Source organism: Desulforamulus reducens MI-1, assembly GCF_000016165.1.
GTDB classification, from domain to species: Bacteria; Bacillota; Desulfotomaculia; order Desulfotomaculales; family Desulfotomaculaceae; genus Desulfotomaculum; species Desulfotomaculum reducens.
The window spans coordinates 1,991,544-2,011,633 of the sequence record NC_009253.1 but is presented as its reverse complement, the minus strand read 5'-3'; the positions used below and the strand labels follow the sequence as shown (position 1 = coordinate 2,011,633).

Below are 20,090 nucleotides of genomic sequence, written 5' to 3'. Positions count from 1 at the left end.
TTAATCGCCCCCTTGAAAAAGTAATTCTTCCAACCCTAATTCGCGAAGCTTCTCCTTTGTGGGCTTTCCGGTGGATGGTTCCCAGCCACGGGCTACAAAGTATTTCTCTAAAACCCTTTGTACTTTTTCTTCGTCTAAAACCTTACCATACAATTCTTCATCAAAGAAGCGCCTAGGAAATTTGGTTTCTTTGATATCTTCACCTTCTCGGATATTAAAAAGCTTTATTAAATTCCAGCTTCTTTCGGCGCTCTTTATCAAATCTTCTGGTGTTATTTTAATGCCGGTATGAACCGTATAGGCTTCTGACAGGATGGTGGGGCCAATCTTCTCTAAAACCGGTGGCCTAATACAAATGCCTATGGCATTGTAAAGATTTATTAGATCTTCTGCCCATTTAGACATCTTGGCGATATCTACGAGGTCACCATCAAGGTCGATAATATCCTTTTTTAGATCTTCTGGCATATCTAATTGATCGTACATAGGCCCTTTGTGGCCAAAGCGCTCTTTTATATAATCGTGTTTATTTTCATTGAAACGTAAATTTTCCACGGGGTTTCTACAACGTAGATGATCTCCACCCCTAATATTGGTTAACAATCCCAGGGTCCAGGTGGACCACCTATTACGAGGGTCAATCATAGGTACTTCCAGGCCCTTTATATGGATAGCACATTGCTCCGAACCCTTAAGTTGGCTGGCAGCTCTTTTTGTGCCTTCTGCTAGGATGTTACCAACACCGTTCCTCTTAACGATGTCATTTAATAACCGAAATGCTGCCTCATCATCTCCAAAGGAAAGATCGTAGCCCAAGTCTTCTCTGGTTATGATTCCCTTTTGGAAGAGTTCTATGGCAAAGGCAATAACCCCGCCAGTGCTGAGCATATCTAAACCGTTCTGGCGGCATAATTTACTGGCCACCACCGTTGCCTCTAGACTAAGACCGACATTTCCACCAAAGGCAACTGTGGGACTTATCTCCATATCCTTAAGTTCCGTGCCCTTGTATTTACCTTCTTTAATTTCAACCCAGTGCGCGCAGGCAATGATACAGGATTGACAGCCTATATGTCTGCTGCTGTATTCATCAACAACTTGTCTACCAAAACGCTCATTCCAATTTGGCAGGGTTCCTTTGCTGAAATTATGAGCCGATAGGGCCTTGAAGTTTCCGTAGGGGATAGTTGCCAACATACTGCCATAATGGCAGAATGCACCATAGGAAGACGCTGACTTGATCAAATTCTGGGCTTCCAGGGTGGTTGCTAAAAGGGCTTTAGGATTGTTAGTTAATATTCCTTTCGTTCCTCTTACAGCTATTGCTTTGAGTTGCTTTGAGCCCATAACAGCTCCTAAGCCGGTTCTTCCCCAGCCGTTATAATACCCGTTTTCAATATTGGCAAACCGTACTAAATCCTCTCCGGCTGGTCCAATTATAGCTATTTCAACACCTTGGTGTTGGGATTTTAGACTATCAATAGCATCCCAGGTTTCTTTGCCCCATAAAGGGGTAGCATCATAAATGTCAACTCTATCATTGTCAATAAGAACATAAACAGGCTTTTTAGCCTTGCCCTTAATGATCAGGGCATCGAATCCGGCACATTTTAATTGCATACCGAAAAAGGCTCCTGAATTGGAGGTGCCAAACCGGTTTGTTAAAGGAGATTTGGCGGAAGCTTCCGTTCTTGCACTGGTTGGGAAAGGAGAACCCACTAAAGTACCTACACCAAAGGCCAAGATGTTTTCCTCACTAAATGGGTCAATTCCGGGTGGCAATTCATCGTAAAGTATTTTGGCATTAAAGCCAATACCCCCAATATAACTCTTGGCAAAATCAGAGGTAACCTTTCTTGTCTTTATATTGCCCGATGAAAGATCAATCTCCAACATGCTACCGGCATATCCCTGCAATCCCTTCAACTCCTTTCATTTACAAAGATGCCTTTTATTCAACATTTATCAAATATGCATAACCATTTAAAATCTTCACTCTGGCAGTTAACTCCCCTCGGTGGGATTTATCCTCCAATTCCATCCCGGTATTTTCGGGCACGAAGAATTTATCTAAACTGTAGTCGATATGGGCAACTTCTTGATCCCTTTGGTTTTTACTGAAATACTGCAGTTTGCCCTTGAGATAGTACCCGGTATCTGGCTTATATAGTTTTACATTATTAAAATCATAATGGTTTCCGTTTTTTTTCAGTAACACATAGACTTCCTCGAAGGAATCTCTCTCGGTTTCCCTTAGCTCAGATGGCAGCATGGATACCGGTATTTCTGAAATTTGATATTTCAATATGACATGGTCGCCCCGTAGTAAGTCACGGGGATCATAGGGACCCAGAAAAATTGTTAAGATCATGGAAAACTTAGTTAATTTACCTAATTCTGCCCAGTTTGAAGCAATAAAGGATAATATCCCAAGACCCACCAGAAGGGCCCCGATGGTTAGGATGATGCGGACAAAGCTTAATTGTTGCTGTGGTTCATAGACTGATAGTATATCCAGTCTTTGGGCTTCAGAAATAAGCCCTGACTTTTGGTGGTACTGTAGCTCCTGGTCGAGAAACTTCAGTTGTTGCTTCGTTAGATACCTTTTCAAGAGCTAACTCCCCTTTTCTAAAACGTAACTTGGTCATTTTATTATAGTATAATTATCCTGACAAATTAGTAAAAAACAAGAAAAAATATAGCCTCTATCATACCGTTTTTAAATTTAATATTTAAAAAATTCTAATAATTGTTGGATTTCCCTTTAGATTTATTGTCGTTTAATGTCATATGTAAAAATATAATAAAAATTTTAAAATTTGAAAGGCAGTCCCCATAGGTTTAATAAATATAACGGTTTTCATTTAGGGGTACCGCCAACATTTCCGACAAAATCCACGCTAAGGTTATAACTGGTAAAATAGTATTGATTTAACCCACGTTAAAACATTCATTTTTCCTGCATATCATATGATTTTTCCCCCCATGCCATTGGCATTAATTCCTTTTCCGCCATTCTGCGTGGGTGGTAACACTGACACGACGCTGGTGTTACCCCTTTTAAAAAAGGAAGCTTACAAGAGGAATCTAATAGTATTATTGTAAAAATATTAGATAAATTTACCAAAACCTCTCAGGGGGCTATTATGTCAATATTTAATAAGATTTTAGGCAATAAAAAAAGGTGAATAAGGAATTTAGTAAATTAATTTTTGAATTGTATTATGAGCCTGCCTTCCAAGCCGCTTATTTTTATTGTGGTGATGCCGCAATTTCTGAGGAGGCGGCACAAGAAGCAATCTATAAGGCAATTCAAAACATAGACCAACTAAGAGATCCAGAAAAAATTGAGGCGTGGATAAAGAAAATCACAATAAATAATGTAAATAGTATATTAAATAAATATAAAAAAGTGGTTAGTATAGAGCTAATTGGCCCAATTGTTGACTCTATAGAAAAGTCTCCGGAATATGTGGTAAGTTCGAAGGATACTATTTCTGCGGTAAATAAAGCAATAGATACTCTAGACCCCGTTATGAAACAGATAATTCATCTTTATTACTATCAGGAAATGAAGGTAAAGGATATCTCTATTTTGATTCAAAAACCAGAGGGAACGGTTAAAACACTATTATATAGAGCTAGGATTCTTATCAAAAACCATTTAGTTAAAGAAGGGTACGTAATAGGTACCTCGGAAGGTGGGTTGAAGGTTGAGTGAACATAAATATACTTCCATTGATGAACTAATTAAAAAATCTCTTAAGGAACGAGCCCAAAAAGAAACTGACGTGGATATGGATTTAGCCTGGGAAAAGTTTAACAATAAGTATAACTCTAAGCCTAAATTCACCTCTAAATGGACAGGTATAGCTTGTTCATTAGTTTTTCTTCTGGTAGCTGGACTTTGTTTCCTGCCAAAAGAAGGAACCGCATTAAATTTAAAGTTTTTAGAGACTATCAAATCTTTTGTTGCCGGCAAAGTACAGACTGCCCAGATATCCTTTAGTACACAGGAAAAAGAAAAAGACTTGGAGAACTCTCTGAAACCAGAGGTTGCCCAAGCCTTAAAAGAAGTACCCTATGAAGTTTTGCTACCAGCAGACCTTACTGGCCAGTATAATCTTGAAAAAGCCATGACTCAAAAGGTCGGGGATTCTACTAAAGTTATGTTATTTTTAAAAACCACAAATTCTGAGCTGGTAAATATCAGCGAGATTAATATAATTGGTGACTTTAATCAGGCAACATCCTACGATACAGAGGATGCAGTATTAGAAAAAGTTAATGTCAAGGGACAGAATGCAAATTTATTAACTTTTAAGGATGGTAAAAAACAGCTATGCTGGGTTGACAGAGATGTTTTTGTTACCATAACAGGCCCATTAAACCAAGAAAACCTATTTATTCTGGCCACTTCTTTAAGAAGGGTTAATCTACAGTAAAGGAACTGGTGTAAGAAGAATTAGTTTCAGTTAAACCGCCGTTGCTTGCTATGTGTAAAGATCTTACCCTATATGTTGTACCAGGTATTCCTATATAGCTACCGCTGGTGCTTGAGTAAGAGGAACTATTTGTACTACTTGTCCAACTCTTTACTACAGACCACCCACTAGAAGTCTTCTTCTCTAGATAGACTGTAGTGGTAATTTTACTTACATTGGTATAGGTCTGAGTGGTGCCTGAAACACCGATGCTAGTACCATTTAATGTGTACAGAGAGGAACAGTCAAATAGGTATTGATAAGCCATTGGGTTTACAACCCCTATATTACTCCCGCCCTCATTAGCCATTACGGGTTGTCCTATTGAAAGGATCATTAACCCTACCAGTAGAATTGCAAACGATTTGATTCTTTTGAACATAAAAACCACCTCCCTCAATAAAATAAATTTTTCTTTCATTTACTCACTCATTCTTACAATTTCAAGCACATACAAACAAGGTTCAAAGGAATAATTTTAAATAAATTACATTATATGGTTGGTGGGGGTGTAGCCAATCAAAGGCTACGCCTAATTTTACAGATTATGGCTGCACATTGGATCTCCACATATACCCTTGTGGTTTACCTCCCACGTCTCATGGGGTCCAATAATTGGCCCTTACATTCCTTCGTTCTACCTCTCAAGGGGTGGAGGCCAGGGTTGCTCCTTTGCTGGGTCATGCCCGTATGGAAAATTTAGTTCCCGGCTTCTCCGTGCTTCGTCTGTCTGTTCAATTCATTGTGAATAAGTGTTAGTATTTAAAAGCCTCTTAAGCAGCTTCCTGTAATTGAACTTGGCGAACAACGCCTAATACTTGCTCCGCGTCATATGGAGTTTGTTTACTGCCTATGGTGAACAAAATACGAATCAATTTTCCACAGAGGGCAACTATGGATTGCTTTTTCTTTAAGGGATTTCCATGCCTTGTTATTAAATATTGGTGGATGGCCTTAAACTCTCGGTTTTTTGCAACCATGACTAACACAGTCTTAAATAACAAGGCCCGCAGCCGGGGGCGCCCCCGTTTACTGATTCGTGATTGTCCCTTGTGTTTACCAGAACTGTTCTCTTTTAGGTTTAGGCCCGCCAACTTTATGATTTGTTGCCCATGTTCATATCCTTTTAAGTCGCCTACTTCTGCAAGAAATCCGGCTACTGTAACCAAACCGACTCCTGGAATGGTCATCATTTCTGTGCTTCCAGGTATTTGTTGCAGTAACTCTTGAACTGCTTCCATCAGGATTTCCATCTGTTTGCACAGGATGTCATATTGTTCAAGTAGCATCCTTATTTCATGACGGGCAAACTCTATCCCTGTGGATAGTCCGATGGATTCTCTAGCAACCTGCATTAGTTTGTTAGCTCTTTTTATACCAACTGCCCGTTTAATCTCAGTTTTCCACAGGGTTACAATTGCCTCTGTGCCTGTTTTGATGACTTCCCGGGGGAGTGGACAAGTATTTAATATCATCAAGGATGCTTTGCCTTCCCAATCTTTGAAAACACTTGTGTACTCGGGGAAGTACCGGTCAAGCCAGTTGTGGATTCTACCTTTTACTCGGTTAAGGTCTTGATTAAGACGGTCCCTTTGAACCATTCCCACCCGCAGTTCCGCATAGACACCTGTGGGTAAGTTGGGTTCTGAGTAACGGCCATCTTTTACTAATTGGGCAATTACCCTTGCATCTTTGATGTCGTTCTTTGTGGGCGAGTTATCATCTAATTCCTTGCTTCTCTTAACATGCAACGGATTTACAACTACAACTGGTACACCTTCTTTGCGCAAAAACTCAGCCATTGGTAACCAGTAGTGTCCTGTGGGTTCGATACCTACCAGAGCATGATCCTTACCGTGCTCTACCATCAAGGTTCTAATCCAATGCATCAGCTTGGTTAAGCCCGCCCTAGTGTTGTCAAAGACCAAGCGTTTCCCCAACTCGATACCCCTAAAATCCTGGGCACGTGCCACGTGTTTAGATTTGGCAATATCGGCTCCAATAATTAAAGTTGATTCAGTGAGTTGCTCAATTCTTTGTTTTTGTTTATAATTCATTTTGAAGTACCTCCTGTGTGATTAAATTAGGGGTCGGTCGCCTAGATAGCTCGACACCCAGTATATTACAGGAGGTGCTTTTCTTTTACAAAGACCATTTTATTTCCTTACAGGAATGCTCCTTAATTTTTTTATCAGTATCTAGATTAAGAAGGTAGCTTTTTGGTTTCAGAAATTTTTATTATTTTCAACAAATATACCTTAGCTTTTGATGTTATTATCATTATTTTTAAGCAACTCTAATATCCTATTATTGCTTTCCGTTATATCGTCAAGTTTTTTAATGATTTCTTTTCTTTGATTATTAGCACAATTAATGTTATTGATCCAGTATCTAAACAATTTATATATAAGGTATATAACCAAAAACAGAACTACAAAATTAAGTAGCTGAGCTAATAAAGTAATATTAAATCCCATGATTTCACCACCTATAAAATTTATTATATTCCTATATTTTACATTATAAAACGGAATCCCAGAATATTTTAATACAAATGAGCTACAAGTTTTTCACTTGCAGCTCATACATTAATTTTAATGGAATACTGTTGTATAACCTTCTAAGTCTATTTCTTGAATATAGTACCTCATTAGATCATTATCAACTAGTAAGTAATATTCTAAGCCACCAGAAGCCCAAGACTCAAAATCCTTACCACCGGATACGATAGATGAGCCGATGTTGTATTCATCCCAATCAAATCCCCAAGTAAAACCAGTGAAACTAGTGTAAGGAGAAACACTTAAGATAGTGCTAGTACCTTTTTCAACTCTTGCTTTTAAATATACATAACCAGCAATACCAACTTTGTAGGAATCAGTGGTATATGTTGTATATGTGGAACTTGGTGATACTATGCTTTGGGTCCCAGAAACTGTACTTTCGTTATTAGAAACAGGTACCCTTTCAATCTTAATCTTACTTGCAGATTGAAGAAGTGATTCTAACTCTTCTGGGCTATTTACTTTAACAGGAATTACTTTGTCAGGGGCTTTTTGTACACGTTCTAATTTATATTTTTTAGAAATTTCCTTATACTTCTCTGCCTTTACCTTGTCAACTTGAGTTTGATTGTCAGTGACTATACCTTGATCTTCAGCAGCAAAAGCCATACTACCAAATGACAGGGAACATATTAGTAGCATAATAAAAATACTTATTATCTTTTTGTTTAACATTATCTACTCTCTCCTCCTGAATTTAATAAAGTGGAACCAAAAAATAGGGAATAAAACTATAAGTGGTTTAATAGGTTTACTTGGATTGGCTGGCAGGCTTTCCATAGGTACCTATTCAAACCACTTACTTAATTGCATCTACTCATAGAACATTACCTCCTTCCGCAGTTAAAAAATTAACTGCTATATCTAAGATACAAAAGGAGGATTATTGGTTTCATAAAAATATCGCAAAATAATAACATTATTTGACATGGTTTTACATTATTTCAATAAACAATAATAAGTTGAGTTGAGAGAGGATTACTTAAAGAAGATTCATGGAAATGTAATCTTACGAATGGTTGAAATAGTTAAAAAGAAGACCCTAGTATTTTCATAGGTTCATCTAGTTTAATCTTATTCTTATTTAAAACAGTTATTGAGAACGTAACGAGTTTTGTGTAAATGGTAATACTTACCACTAAGGGAGGTTATCATTTATGCAAAACTCGTCTTTTATTAAGGAACTAGCAAAAGGTTGTCGTACAGTTGAAGATGTTCAGGAGAAACTTAGGGACCTATTTAAGGACACACTACAAGAAGTATTTGAAGCGGAGATGGACGAACATCTGGGTTATGAAAAGCATGATACTGCTGGTATAAACAGTGGTAATAATCGTAATGGTTACAGTAAAAAGAATGTTAAGACTACGTTCGGTAAAACAGAACTTGAGATTCCCCGGGATCGTAACGGGGAGTTTGAACCTCAAATTCTAAAGAAATACCAAACAACCTCCAATCAGTTGGAAGATCAGGTTATCGCAATGTATGGCAAAGGGATGTCTACTAGGGATATTGAAGACCATATGCGTGATATTTATGGTATCGATGTTTCACCAACTATGGTTAGCAGAATTACCGACAAAATCATGCCAATGGTAATAGAGTGGCAGTCTAGACCCTTAGATAGGGTATATCCAATCGTGTTCTTAGATGCTATTCACTTCAAGGTGCGCCAGGACAACAGGATAATTAATAAAGCTGCCTATAGTGTTTTAGGCATCACTATGGATGGACATAAGGAAATATTGGGCATTTGGGTCGGTGAACATGAGAGTTCTAAGTTCTGGCTGGGTGTGTGCAACGACCTTAAAAGCCGTGGTGTAGAAGATATTCTTATTGCTTGTAAAGACGGGCTTTCCGGCTTTTCTGAGGCTATCAATACTGCTTTCCCAAAAACACAAATTCAACTCTGTGTGATACATCAAATACGCAATTCCCTTAAATATGTACCTTACAAGTATCGAAAGGAGCTAATGAAAGATTTAAAGAAAGTTTATCAGGCATTAACCATAGAAGAGGCAGAGTTTGCCTTTGAGGAGTTCAAAGAAAAGTGGGGTAGTAAATATCCCGTAGTAATTAAATCTTGGGAAAACAATTGGGTTGAGTTAACCACGTATTTTCAGTATCCCCGGGGAATACGTAGAATGATATATACAACTAATGTTATTGAAGGTTACCACCGGCAACTAAGGAAAGTAACTAAAACAAAAACAGCCTATCCTTCGGATGAGGCATTAGTAAAAATGCTCTATCTCGCCACACTTGATGCATCTAAGAAATGGACCATGCCTTTAAGGGAATGGCGAGAATGCATATCCCAGTTTTTGATATTTTTTGGTGATCGCCTTGACCAAAGAGACGTTGGATAATAAATTGGGGCTTCGCCCCAGAGTTTACCGCTTTAGTTCTCCCAAGAGTAGGGTAAATATTAAAGGGGCAACCCTAAAGTTACCCCTACTCTCGGCAGAAACCTAATTGGCGCTCAGGTTGCTCTCCAGCAGTGCCCTATCCTCCAGTTAGGCAAGAGCCATGAATATTATCACCATTTACTGGAAAAATAATCCTAGGCAAACAATTTAATAAAAAGCCATTTACACAGAATTATTTACACTCCCCAGTTATTGTAAATCCAGCATTATTACTTAGATCATTTGGGTCCTCACTTAATCCAATGATAAACGTCTTATTAGTATTTTAAGATATCCCGACTGGCCTCCAGATGGGCCACCTATGTTTTACTCCTACAAAAATTAGCCATACGTAGCAGAAATATAGATTCTGCCCTCACTCCCCGGTGTTTGGCTGTGGGCTGCTTTTGCATCAAACAACACCATTTGCGCTCAGGCCCACAGCAATTAGAAATTGATTAACGATTGGCTTAATAAGCGTAGCTTACACAAGTATCATGTTTTCCAAATCTATAACAACTTTAGATTTCATTAAATAATCCATTCCCAGTATTCCGTCAATCTCAAATCCATAGTCCATGTCACCAATTTGTATTTTAAATTGGGTCAGTTTTTTAGTACCTAACTGGATTTTACTTATATGCTTCTCATATACATATTCTGTTCCACCAACACCGCGAATTTTTCTGATAACATCCAATGGTTCTGGACCCAAACCTAATTCCACAGCAATTTCAGCAGCAATGATCGTAGATGCAGAGCCAGTATCTATCAAGAAATTATCAAAACTAAGCGATTTTCCTTTGTGAGTCAGTACAACAGTAGTGAAAGGCAGCCCGTATTTTAGTTTTAAATTCATACGTCGGCCCGCACCCCAATCCATTTTTGTTCGATAATATCTAATTCGGGACGTGAAGTATGGACAACGTATAGTTCTCTTTCCCTATGCTTTCGGTGCAATTGTAAATATTTCAGTAAAGCCTTGTTATTATCGTCCTGGAAATTGTCTACTACTGTTATTTGATCTACGATCCTTTTATTCTCTTCTGTATGAGCTTCAATAGCTTCAATAATCACCCATTGATTAGGATATATGTTTTTTACCTCTTTCCATAACATTGTAAAGCCCCTCCCCTCAAGGTTAATTACTAATTAGGATTTACATTAAGTGGTCTTAATGTGTTTTGCTCAGGTACATTCTTAGCATTGAAGTAATAATCCCCTATAAAATTAATGTGTTCCCATCCCAATGGAGATATATGCCTTAAAAGACTATCATCAAATTGCTTTTTGGATTTCAGGTATTCTATAGCTTTTTCAAGGTATGTAGTATTCCAGACACTTACAGAGTTCATTATTATACTTAACGCACTTGTCCGTTGAAGTTGGTCCTGCAGGTCTCGTTCCCGCATTTCTCCACGCTTTGCAAAAAATACAGCCCTGGCCAGAGAATTCATCAATTCCCCTTTGTTCAATATGCGGTGTATTTTACGACGCATATCTTCACTGGAAATATAATCAAGAATAAAGATGGTTTTTTCAATACGGCCCATTTCCCGGAGGGCTGTTGCCAGTGCATTTTGCCTGGCATAGGAACCGAGCTTGCTCATAATTAATGATGCGGTTACTTTACCTTTTTGTATGGAATGGGCTAATCGTAAAACATCATCATAGTTTTCTTTTATTTTTTTAATACTTATACGGCCCTGTAAGACGTCTTCAAGCTTTGGATAATCGCAGAGCTTTGTAAGTGCGTACAGTTTTAGATCAGATAAATCCCTTATCCTAGGTGCAAACCGAAAACCTAGCAAATGAGTCAAACCAAATACCAAATCTGTATATCCGGCGGTATCAGTAGAATGCTGCTCTATGCTAAGTTCCGTTTCATGTCCAAGTAAACCATCAACTATATGGATTGCATCCCTGTCATTTGTATTAATTACTTTGTCATAGTACGAAGAAAACTGGTCTGAAACAAACCGGTACATTGTGGTGCCTTTGCCTGAACCATAATGAGGATTGTGTTCTGCGTGCATAGAAGATACTCCTACCTGGACACGCATTCCGTCTGATGAAGATGTTGTGCCATCCCCCCAGTATGACGCAAGCAAAAGTTTGTGCTGATAATTTACTAAAACTGCCTGGACCTTTTTCAACGCATCGTCATACATTCGCCATTGTGCGGCATTAGCCATCTGCCGATATGTTATACCAGGTGTTGAGTCGGCCATTTTTACTAGCCCTATGTTGGTTCCCATGGCCATTAAGGTAGCCATCACTATGGTTTTTCTTCGTTCTTTGGTGGGTTTCTCGTTGAGGCATGAATAAAATGTCTGTCAAAGCCTGTCCAGTTTGATACTTCGATTAACAGTTCGGGCAGCTTAATTCTAGGAAGGAGGCCATAAAGCTCTCTGCTTAATTCATTCGCCTCATCAGGGACATCTTTTTCAAGTTTATCAACATGAATATTTCCATTTTCCAGTCTTACACCAGATAACTTTCCAACATTCTTTGATACCCAATCCAGTCTCCTAATTAAGCTCTCAACCCGTTCCTTCATATACTCGTCAACAGACAAGTTGACTGCCAGTTTCGATTCGGTAAGCTTTGTAGCCTCCCATTCGCTTTTTGGTATTAAATAGTCATCAAAATCTTTATAATTACGGCTTCCTACTACTGATACATCTCCTGAACGTATACGGTTTCTTAACTCTGTTAGTGCAGCCATTTCATAATAATGGCGGTTAATTGAGCCATCCTTTTCGAAAACGTTTTTATTCCAACGGTTTGGGATAAAGGAAAATGGAGCGTCATCAGGAACACTTTTTTTATTATTCTGGTTCATTTTATTAATAGTGTTTATGGCTTCAATTAAAGATTTGAGTGAACTATTACTAGAGCCGAATTCAATAAATTCCAGTAATTTCGGTGTATACTTACGGAGGTAATTATATCTATTATCTAACAAGTCAAGATAATCATAATCAATGGGCCTTGCTAATTTATCTGCTTCTTCACCTGATGTCAAAAGTTTATTCCATGGCATTACATATGACTCGATAGTCTTGTAGGGGTCTAGCCCTTCGGTTCGGGCTTTTACTAATGCCTTTACCAAATTTACATAGTGAACGACCTTTTCATTCAAGGCTTTTCCATTTTGCTTTTGTATTTCCTCTTGCTTCTTACGTCCCTTTGACAGAAATTCATTTATTAGTCTATCATTGATTTCAATAGCCCGGTCCACCAAGGTTTGGGAAAGGTCATAAATGTACAGGGCCAACATAGCGTACCTCTTGTCCTCATCGAAACGTCGGAAGGAATGAGGTTCATATTTTGAGCCAAGTCTTGAAAGCTGACGCACCCTGTTGGGGTGTATTTCTGCAATATTGATATTAAGATTAAGTTCCCTTATTTTATTAAGGCGGTCAACAACTTTTATAAATTCCTTTGGTGATGGGTAGTGTGGGTCTTCTTTGAGCCATGCCAGAACGGTTTTATTATTCTCAAATGGGGATTCAATAAATTCGTCCAGTTTTGTTTTTTGTTCAGGAGTAATTGATTCATTCACTATTTTGATAACCCTATTGTATGCTTCGGTTCTTGCTTCAATAGTTATCTTTTCAAGAGTTGTTATTCCAGGAAGAATAATTTTTTTCTTACTTAGTTCTTCTACAGCTATTCGCACTAAATATATAGCATTGTCGTTTTCCATAGCACTAACAAGCAAAAGTTGCTTAACATATTCAAGCTCATTTTCGGAGAAGTTTCGGTATTTATAAATTTCACGAATTTCCTGAAGGTACTCAAGCCTGGTGTTTTCCCTCTGGGCATATAATTGGAGTGCTTTTGGATCAACAATTACCTGTTCTGAAATATAGGACAAAACTCTACTAGGAATTTCCCCATTATTGCTAAAGGTCCAGCCGGGATAACGTAAATGTGCCAATTGTACAGCAAAGCCGAGCCTATTATAGTCTCTACGGTGCCGGTTAATGATTTCCAAATCATAATCCGTAAAGGTATAATACTTTGCTATTTCCCACTCGCTTATATCCGGTGATATTTGTGTGAACTCAAGCCTTTGTTCTTCAGTTAATAATATTTCTGGAGAAGCCAATTTTCTTCAAACCCTTTACAGTAAGTTTGATTTTCTTTTCATTTCTTCCATAGATGGGTTGGTGTAAATTAGCGTGGTATGAATATTCGCATGACCGGCCTGTCCTGCAACTTCATGCACCGACCAGCCTTTTTCAAGAGCATAAGAACAGAAGAAGTGTCGTAACATATGCGGTGTAATTTTATCGCTGTAACCGTTAAATATATGGTTTATCCTTGTTCTGCTGATCCGGCAGGATTCCCTGCTTACAAAAAGGTATTCGCTGTCTCTGTTTCTCAACTTTGTCCGTTCACTTAAGTAAGTTTTTATAGCGTTTACTACCTTGTCATTAATAATAACCAGTCTCTGCTTTTTCCCTTTGCCGTAACGGACTACTATTTCTCTGGCCGTAAGGTTTACATCGGAGAGCTTTAAATTTACCGCCTCCGAGATACGCATTCCGGAATAGGCAAGGAGTGTAACTATGGCATAGTCTCTTTTGCTTTCATTTTCAAGTATCGTTTGACGAAACGATTCTACATCCTGCCTTGTAATTATTGCTGGACTGGCATATTCCGTTTGTACTTTTATATAATCCGTTTTAAACACAACTATATCTTCTTGTATATTTTTGCTTAAAATAAATTCATTTAATTTCATGAGAGCTGCAAGTTTTGCGTTAATGCTTTTTGCATTTAGATTTTTAATATTTAGTAAATAGCTTTTAAAATCAAGTATGTTTTCACGGTATAGTTTTGTAAAGCTTATGCCAAAGCTTTCTTGAAACCACCTTGAATAGTCTTCAACATGGCTGACATAAGACTTTATAGTATTTATGCTTTTATCCTGGTTTAATAAATAACTTTTGAACTCTTCAATTCCTGACATTCATTTCAACCCTTTTTCTCAGCTCTTTATTGTCTGGTAAATTATGTTGCACTTGATAGTAAAATAATACCTAATTAATTGATTAAGCACAACATAATTTATTTTATGTTGCACAAAATTTATACAAAAATAAGAGGAGTTATTTTGTATAACTCCTCAATTCTTAGCGTGGGTATAATCATTGATTATTTTCAAGTGGGTTCCTTAGAGTGGGTTTTGTCGGAAATGTTGGCGGTACCCCTTTTATAATCTAAAATCTCAAGATTCACCGGGATTAAATATAGGAGAAGCCCTACGAAATCAACATTTTTTGGCGGTACCCCTTGGTTTGAAAATAAAACAGTTGGTCACCATAACCAACTGTAGAAAAAATATCTTTGTTAGTTTTTCGATCAAAGTTTAATTTCCTGGAGGATATTTTCCAGACGTTTCTTTTGCTCTTCTCTTTCTATGGGCATATTGTATTGATAACAGTCCAGGACGTCGGCATCTTTTACTATTTCTTCTAAAGGACTTCCTACTTCTTTTTTGCTGCTATGATTCTTTGCAGCCACTGCCAGTATTTCTATTTCGTGCGGGGTAAAAAAACCACACTTCGCTAAAAATTCTTTTAAGGGTTCATAACCCGCAGCGGCATGGTTATTTTGTTTTCCTGTTATAATGCGGCCATAGTCGTGTATTGAACAAGCTATGGCAGCCATCTCCAAATCAACCCCACGTTTTATAGCAAGAATCTGACCTATTTTTGCACAACTGACCAGATGGATCCTTTCCCAGTCCAAGGGCAGATCCCTTTGGGCTGTGTCACCCTCAAATTCTGCAATTTTCTTTAACATTGTGCACTGTATTTGAAAAACCCTATTCATAGAAACCTCCTCCTTATTACCATCCTCTGAGTAGATATGAAAGCTACCCCTTAATGGGATTTTATAAATTCTTGAGAAATATCAAAGGAATACATCATAAAAATGGCTAAGATCACTAATAACCCCATATATGAAAGGCCTATCTTTAGACGAAACCCTGGATCAACTTCAAGGTATTTAGCAGTTTCGGATTTATTTCTTATCATGGATACCACTTCAACAATGCCTACAATTAAAACCAAAACCAGTATAAACGACTTTAATTTTATAATTAAAACAATGGTTAGGACTAATCCTATGACCCAAATCATCGGGGATAACGCCTTTGTAATTCTGCCGCCATCCAGAGGACCAAAGGGTAATAGGTTAAAAAGGTTTAGGAAGGCACTTACATAGGCCAAGCCTACCCAATAGGGAGTTTTAGTTAAATAATAGAAGGTCAGACAAATCAGCGTGGCAAAGGCCCCGGCTAACGGCCCGCCCAGGGCTGAGAGGGCCTCTTCCTTAACACTCCGGGGTGCTTCTTTCATGCCAATAAATGCACCTATGAACGGTATGAACATGGGTGCTGTTACATTCATACCAATTTTTTTGCTGGTTATATAGTGACCCATTTCATGCACAAAAATCGATGCCACAAAACCAATGGCAAAAAACCAGCCATATACTTGAGCGTAAATCACAATGGTTAAAGCCATGCTAATTATTGTACCAGCAAACTTTGATGCCTTTAAAGCAGCTAAGAGAAACTTGCCTAGGGTTGCCAGCTTGCCAAATTTTAAAGCAGCAAGTAAAATGCCAACAATACCTAGCTTTGATAAAATACTTTTTTTCTTTTCTGTTTCTGGCATACTTTCTTCTTCCCAGTGAGGAGCGGTTTGTTCATTAGTGGTTAGTTCATTGGTGTTTTCATCATTCTTATAGTTGTCCATTGGCAAATCTCCTATCACTACATATCCCAAGCATTCAAAGCCAATTCTACCAGTAATTTTTGGCGATCTTCAATATCTTTTGAAGTCCATTGGTCATAAGAGCGCAGTATGCAAACAGCTCGATTGATTTGAGTGTTAATACCAATTTGGGGCTTTTTAGATATGGCTTGGGTTAATACAAAATGACTCTTTTCATAGGACTTTCTTTTTTCCTGATATAAACCGTTGGATACAGAGGCATTAATGGATTTTTCCAGCAATGTTAGATTACCCAGCCGACCGATATAACTTTGGTATTGATCGGGTAGATCAAAGGATGATTTTACCATTGCTGATGGGTTTTGGGGCAAGATATGTTCAATATCTACACCTTTATGGAGATAGGCATCCAGACTAATTAATGCAGGACTTGATCCCCAGGCTTTTTCGTCCAAGGATTGGGTAAGTTTAGCCAGAATATAGCGGATCCGATACTGCTGAATATCATATTGAGTTAAAACACCAAGGTCGTGTTCGAAACTGGACTTCTTTTTTTTCTTTTCCGTTTCGATATATTTGTTTAGGAAGTCGTCCAGCTCAACTTCGGTCTTGATTTTAAGTAAATCCAAGGACCACCTAGCAAATTTCTTCTCAAAGGTTTTGGTAGGCTCCCGAGTGATGATATAACAAAAGAATAAGTTTTCGATTTGACGGCTAAGTTTCTCCAATAATGCTGGTTCCAGTTTTCGAGCAGCTAATAAGAGAATTAAATGCTGTCTGGCTGCGCCACAAAAATATCTTAGATTATCCAGATAACGATTGGGTGTTCCATCGGGGTTTTTTCCAGCCATGTATTGTCCATAGGCCCTAACATTTTCTGTTAACTGGTTAACAAAAGTAAAGGGGTCTTTTTTGTAGCCGCATTTGTCTTCATTTTGGATAAACCAATCGTAAATTCTATCTTCAGTAATTTCTTCAACACCAAAATTACCCATGATGTAATATCTCAAAAATCGCAGAGGTTTTTCTTTTTGGCGTTCTAACTCAACAACAATGCTTTTCCACTTATCTTTTAGTCTATCAAATTCGCCTGCTTTCACATGCATAAACATTAAGTTCTTTAATAAGTCCATGGAATTGAGACCGACGCCTCGATCGTTAATGGTTTCAAAAATTTTCAATGCCTGAGCAACACTTAGGGTCTGAACTCGTATTACTTTTACTTTGTTAATGAGGTAGCCAAAATAACCCCTTACGCCCATTTCGTCACTGGAAAAATTTTGACTTAAAAATTCCTTGGCAGAAAAATAAGCATTAATAATATTGTTAACAGAATTGGATGTACTTTGTATTTTGCTTTCATTTAAACCCTTGCCTAATTTTTCGAGGATACCTTCGCTTTCTTCGTACTGAAGAGAAAGTTTCATTGTTTCAACGGCGTTACCATAAAAATCAATATTTGAATTTATAATATATTTATTAACGGCTGAGACATCAGCGTTTTGGTTAATATCTTTGATACGATCCCTTATTGCACAAAGGATAATTATGATGGTTGTCAACCTTTGTTGGCCATCAATAACCTCAAGTACACTCTGTTTATCAGCATGTTTTGATTCGCAAACCACAATACTTCCAATAAAGTATTCATTCCCCTCGGATTTTGGGAAATCACCCTTGGCTTCTAATACATCTTCTAGCAGTTGATTTACCTGTTTGGGTTGCCAAACGTATTCCCTTTGATAGCTGGGAACCATATAGTAGTCCTGAAGTAATTTATTCAGAGAAAAGTCTTCGGATTGAATAGTGTTCATGCTGGAGTCCCCTTTCGCTATTTGAAATAGCTATAAAATCCAAATTACTTGTATTGTCTGTTTGGTATGGCTTACCCATCCTTATTTTGCCACATTATTGCTTCATTCGCCAACAACTTTCTAGTCCCTTTCTTGGTGTCATGAACTAGTGGCAATTTAAAATAAACTATTCTTTTGACCTATAAGACATTATCTGCGTGTATTTTACACCTCTGTTCCAGAATCGCTATGAATTTCTGTATTATACAAAGAACCGCCCTGATAGTTGGGGCGGTTCTTGCTACATAAACTAGGTTGTTGTTTTATCAACTTCCATAATAATTGGCAAGATCATTGGCCTGCGACGGGTTTTTTCGTATAAAAACTTTCCCAGAGCACCTTTGATTTCTTGTTTAATATAGGACCAGCCACAATGTCCTTGATTGATACACTTTTCTAGGGCAACATTCACTTTCTTCCGAGCTTCCTCCATTAAGGCTTCCGACTCTCTGACATAAACAAAGCCCCGGGATACTACATCGGGCCCTGCCAGTACCTGGTGGGTATGTTTGTCCATGGTGACCACCACGATTAAAATCCCTTCCTGGGCCATGTCCCGTCGATCTCGCAGAACAATGTTGCCTACGTCACCCACACCTAACCCATCCACCAGAACCCTGCCGGCGTGAACACGACCAGCCAATCGGCCATAACGGCGGGTAAACTCAAAAACCTGACCAATTTCTCCCACGAAGATGTTTTCGCCGGGAATCCCTAAATCTTGGGCCAGCTCAGCATGCTTTTTCAGCATGCGATATTCTCCGTGTACCGGGATAAAATATTTGGGCCGAAGCAGATTTAGCATAAGCTTTAATTCTTCCTGGCTAGGGTGACCGGAGACATGGATATCGGAACTACCTTCGTAAACTACTGAACATCCCAGTTTAAAAAGCTGATTAATAATACGGGAAACTAATTTTTCGTTGCCAGGAATGGGCGTGGCCGAAATTATCACCGTATCCCCTGGCAGTACCTCTACCTGGCGATGTTCTCCAAAGGCCATTCGGGTTAAGGCAGACATTGGCTCCCCTTGACTTCCAGTAGTAAGAATGACCACTTCGTTTTTGGGCAACTTGTTGACTTCATCAAGTTCTATAAGAATATCCTTTGGGATATGAAGGTAGCCCAACTCGTTGGCAACCGATAGGACATTTACCATGCTGCGCCCCGCCACGGCCACCCGTCTTCCGTATTTATGGGCAGTTAGAATAGCCTGTTGCAGCCTGTGGATGTTGGAGGCAAAGGAAGCAATAATAACTCGCTCTTTGGCCTCCAGAAAGTACTCGTCAAAGGATTTGCCAACTAATCGTTCGGATAGGGTATAACCAGGCCGCTCCACATTGGTACTATCGGACATTAACACCAGTACACCACGCTCACCCAAGGAAGCAAATTTATGTAAGTCTATGACATCCCCATCTACCGGAGTATGGTCTACCTTAAAATCACCAGTGTGGACTAAGGTGCCCACTGGGCTATGAATAGCTAAGGCCATAGCATCCGGAATACTGTGGGAGACTCGGATAAACTCAACTGTAAAGGGTCCAATCTCTATCATATCCCGAGGTATAATGGGTCTTAAATCCGATTGCCGTTCTATCCGATGTTCCTTTAGTTTTCGATCCACCAATCCCAGAGCCAAACGCGAGCCATATACTGGTACATTTATTTGTTTTAAAAAATAAGGTAAACCACCAATATGGTCTTCGTGGCCGTGGGTCAAGAGTACAGCCAATATCTTTTCTTTGTTATCCAGCAGATAGGTATAGTCCGGCAGAACAATGTCAATGCCCATCATTTCTTCTTCTGGAAAGGCCAGTCCACAATCAATCAGTATAATATGTTCACCATACCTCACTGCAGTCATATTTTTGCCAATTTCCCCTAGCCCACCTAAAGGAATAACTGCTAATGCAGGTTGTTTTGCCAACATGACACCTCCTGTTGAAATCTATTATTAAGTAAGAAAGCAACTGCTTACATAAGACCTTTCAATTATACTTAAAAGTGTTCTAAAAGG

The 20,090-nt window shown here is 38.5% G+C and carries 18 protein-coding genes; 4 read left to right on the top strand and 14 right to left on the bottom strand.

The genetic code is table 11. The annotated features are described in order from the left end of the window. Both DRED_RS09800 and DRED_RS17930 read right to left on the bottom strand, forming a co-directional pair. Positions 1-1,917, bottom strand: a complete 1,917-nt coding sequence (locus DRED_RS09800; RefSeq protein WP_156779637.1) for an aldehyde ferredoxin oxidoreductase family protein — start codon at positions 1,915-1,917, stop codon at positions 1-3. 34 nt (positions 1,918-1,951) lie between these two features. Next, entirely contained in the window at positions 1,952-2,611 is a 660-nt protein-coding gene (locus tag DRED_RS17930) for a GDYXXLXY domain-containing protein (RefSeq protein WP_011878166.1), read from the bottom strand. A gap of 573 nt (positions 2,612-3,184) precedes the next feature. On the opposite strand from DRED_RS17930, the gene DRED_RS09790 reads away from it, so the two are divergent. After that, the gene (locus tag DRED_RS09790; RefSeq protein WP_011878165.1) at positions 3,185-3,721 is read left to right on the top strand and encodes an RNA polymerase sigma factor; all 537 of its coding nucleotides are present in this window, start codon (positions 3,185-3,187) and stop codon (positions 3,719-3,721) included. Next, on the top strand, positions 3,714-4,445 hold the full coding sequence (locus DRED_RS09785; RefSeq protein ID WP_011878164.1) for a DUF4367 domain-containing protein: 732 nt from the start codon (positions 3,714-3,716) through the stop codon (positions 4,443-4,445). The genes DRED_RS09790 and DRED_RS09785 overlap by 8 nt, the downstream gene beginning before the upstream one ends. Here DRED_RS09785 and DRED_RS09780 read toward each other — a convergent pair. Further along, a complete protein-coding gene (locus tag DRED_RS09780; protein WP_041274568.1) occupies positions 4,432-4,866 on the bottom strand; it encodes a hypothetical protein in 435 nt (144 codons plus the stop codon). The two genes, DRED_RS09785 and DRED_RS09780, sit on opposite strands and share 14 nt — an antisense overlap. 233 nt (positions 4,867-5,099) lie before the next feature. Between DRED_RS09780 and DRED_RS18735 the strand changes: the two genes are divergently transcribed. Continuing rightward, a complete protein-coding gene (locus tag DRED_RS18735) occupies positions 5,100-5,243 on the top strand; it encodes a hypothetical protein (protein ID WP_156779636.1) in 144 nt (47 codons plus the stop codon). Between the two features lie 14 nt (positions 5,244-5,257). Here DRED_RS18735 and DRED_RS09775 read toward each other — a convergent pair whose 3' ends face one another. Both DRED_RS09775 and DRED_RS09765 read right to left on the bottom strand, forming a co-directional pair. Further along, complete coding sequence (locus DRED_RS09775) at positions 5,258-6,541, bottom strand: IS110 family RNA-guided transposase (protein ID WP_011878163.1); 1,284 nt, start codon at positions 6,539-6,541, stop codon at positions 5,258-5,260. Positions 6,542-7,078: 537 nt separating this feature from the next. Beyond that, complete coding sequence (locus DRED_RS09765) at positions 7,079-7,723, bottom strand: hypothetical protein (RefSeq protein WP_011878162.1); 645 nt, start codon at positions 7,721-7,723, stop codon at positions 7,079-7,081. Between the two features lie 482 nt (positions 7,724-8,205). On the opposite strand from DRED_RS09765, the gene DRED_RS09760 reads away from it, so the two are divergent. Further along, entirely contained in the window at positions 8,206-9,417 is a 1,212-nt protein-coding gene (locus tag DRED_RS09760) for an IS256 family transposase (RefSeq protein ID WP_011878161.1), read from the top strand. Positions 9,418-9,940: 523 nt separating this feature from the next. Here DRED_RS09760 and DRED_RS09755 read toward each other — a convergent pair. The 9 genes from DRED_RS09755 to DRED_RS09720 form a co-directional block, all read right to left on the bottom strand. Continuing rightward, positions 9,941-10,315, bottom strand: a complete 375-nt coding sequence (locus DRED_RS09755; RefSeq protein WP_011878160.1) for a retropepsin-like aspartic protease — start codon at positions 10,313-10,315, stop codon at positions 9,941-9,943. After that, positions 10,312-10,575 (bottom strand): hypothetical protein, encoded by a 264-nt coding sequence (locus DRED_RS09750; RefSeq protein ID WP_041274566.1) that lies wholly within the window; start codon positions 10,573-10,575, stop codon positions 10,312-10,314. Before DRED_RS09750 ends, DRED_RS09755 begins: the two co-directional genes overlap by 4 nt. A gap of 29 nt (positions 10,576-10,604) precedes the next feature. Then, entirely contained in the window at positions 10,605-11,732 is a 1,128-nt protein-coding gene (locus tag DRED_RS19320; protein WP_238442622.1) for a transposase, read from the bottom strand. A gap of 2 nt (positions 11,733-11,734) precedes the next feature. Continuing rightward, positions 11,735-13,573: a DUF4158 domain-containing protein gene (locus DRED_RS19315; protein WP_011878158.1), complete on the bottom strand. Its 1,839-nt coding sequence runs from the start codon at positions 13,571-13,573 to the stop codon at positions 11,735-11,737. Between the two features lie 15 nt (positions 13,574-13,588). Further along, the gene (locus DRED_RS09740) at positions 13,589-14,440 is read right to left on the bottom strand and encodes a tyrosine-type recombinase/integrase (protein ID WP_011878157.1); all 852 of its coding nucleotides are present in this window, start codon (positions 14,438-14,440) and stop codon (positions 13,589-13,591) included. 392 nt (positions 14,441-14,832) lie between these two features. Then, positions 14,833-15,306, bottom strand: coding sequence for an HD domain-containing protein (locus DRED_RS09735; protein ID WP_011878156.1), 474 nt, complete (start codon positions 15,304-15,306; stop codon positions 14,833-14,835). A gap of 50 nt (positions 15,307-15,356) precedes the next feature. Continuing rightward, positions 15,357-16,238 carry a site-2 protease family protein gene (locus tag DRED_RS09730; RefSeq protein WP_011878155.1) on the bottom strand — a complete coding sequence of 294 codons (882 nt, stop codon included), beginning with the start codon at positions 16,236-16,238 and terminating at the stop codon, positions 15,357-15,359. A 17-nt stretch (positions 16,239-16,255) separates the two neighbouring features. After that, a complete protein-coding gene (locus DRED_RS09725) occupies positions 16,256-18,031 on the bottom strand; it encodes a DUF262 domain-containing protein (RefSeq protein WP_011878154.1) in 1,776 nt (591 codons plus the stop codon). Between the two features lie 289 nt (positions 18,032-18,320). Next, complete coding sequence (locus DRED_RS09720) at positions 18,321-20,000, bottom strand: ribonuclease J (protein ID WP_011878153.1); 1,680 nt, start codon at positions 19,998-20,000, stop codon at positions 18,321-18,323. Positions 20,001-20,090 lie beyond the last annotated feature (90 nt).

Excerpts from the sequence above, each read along its gene's own strand:
- DRED_RS09780 (WP_041274568.1), bottom strand. The coding sequence starts at position 4,866 with ATGTTCAAAAGAATCAAATCGTTTGCAATTCTACTGGTAGGGTTAATG.
- DRED_RS09775 (WP_011878163.1), bottom strand. The coding sequence starts at position 6,541 with ATGAATTATAAACAAAAACAAAGAATTGAGCAACTCACTGAATCAACT.
- DRED_RS09765 (WP_011878162.1), bottom strand. The coding sequence starts at position 7,723 with ATGTTAAACAAAAAGATAATAAGTATTTTTATTATGCTACTAATATGT.
- DRED_RS09760 (WP_011878161.1), top strand. The coding sequence starts at position 8,206 with ATGCAAAACTCGTCTTTTATTAAGGAACTAGCAAAAGGTTGTCGTACA.
- DRED_RS09755 (WP_011878160.1), bottom strand. The coding sequence starts at position 10,315 with ATGAATTTAAAACTAAAATACGGGCTGCCTTTCACTACTGTTGTACTG.
- DRED_RS09750 (WP_041274566.1), bottom strand. The coding sequence starts at position 10,575 with ATGTTATGGAAAGAGGTAAAAAACATATATCCTAATCAATGGGTGATT.
- DRED_RS19320 (WP_238442622.1), bottom strand. The coding sequence starts at position 11,732 with ATGGCTACCTTAATGGCCATGGGAACCAACATAGGGCTAGTAAAAATG.
- DRED_RS09740 (WP_011878157.1), bottom strand. The coding sequence starts at position 14,440 with ATGTCAGGAATTGAAGAGTTCAAAAGTTATTTATTAAACCAGGATAAA.
- DRED_RS09735 (WP_011878156.1), bottom strand. The coding sequence starts at position 15,306 with ATGAATAGGGTTTTTCAAATACAGTGCACAATGTTAAAGAAAATTGCA.
- DRED_RS09730 (WP_011878155.1), bottom strand. The coding sequence starts at position 16,238 with ATGGACAACTATAAGAATGATGAAAACACCAATGAACTAACCACTAAT.
- DRED_RS09725 (WP_011878154.1), bottom strand. The coding sequence starts at position 18,031 with ATGAACACTATTCAATCCGAAGACTTTTCTCTGAATAAATTACTTCAG.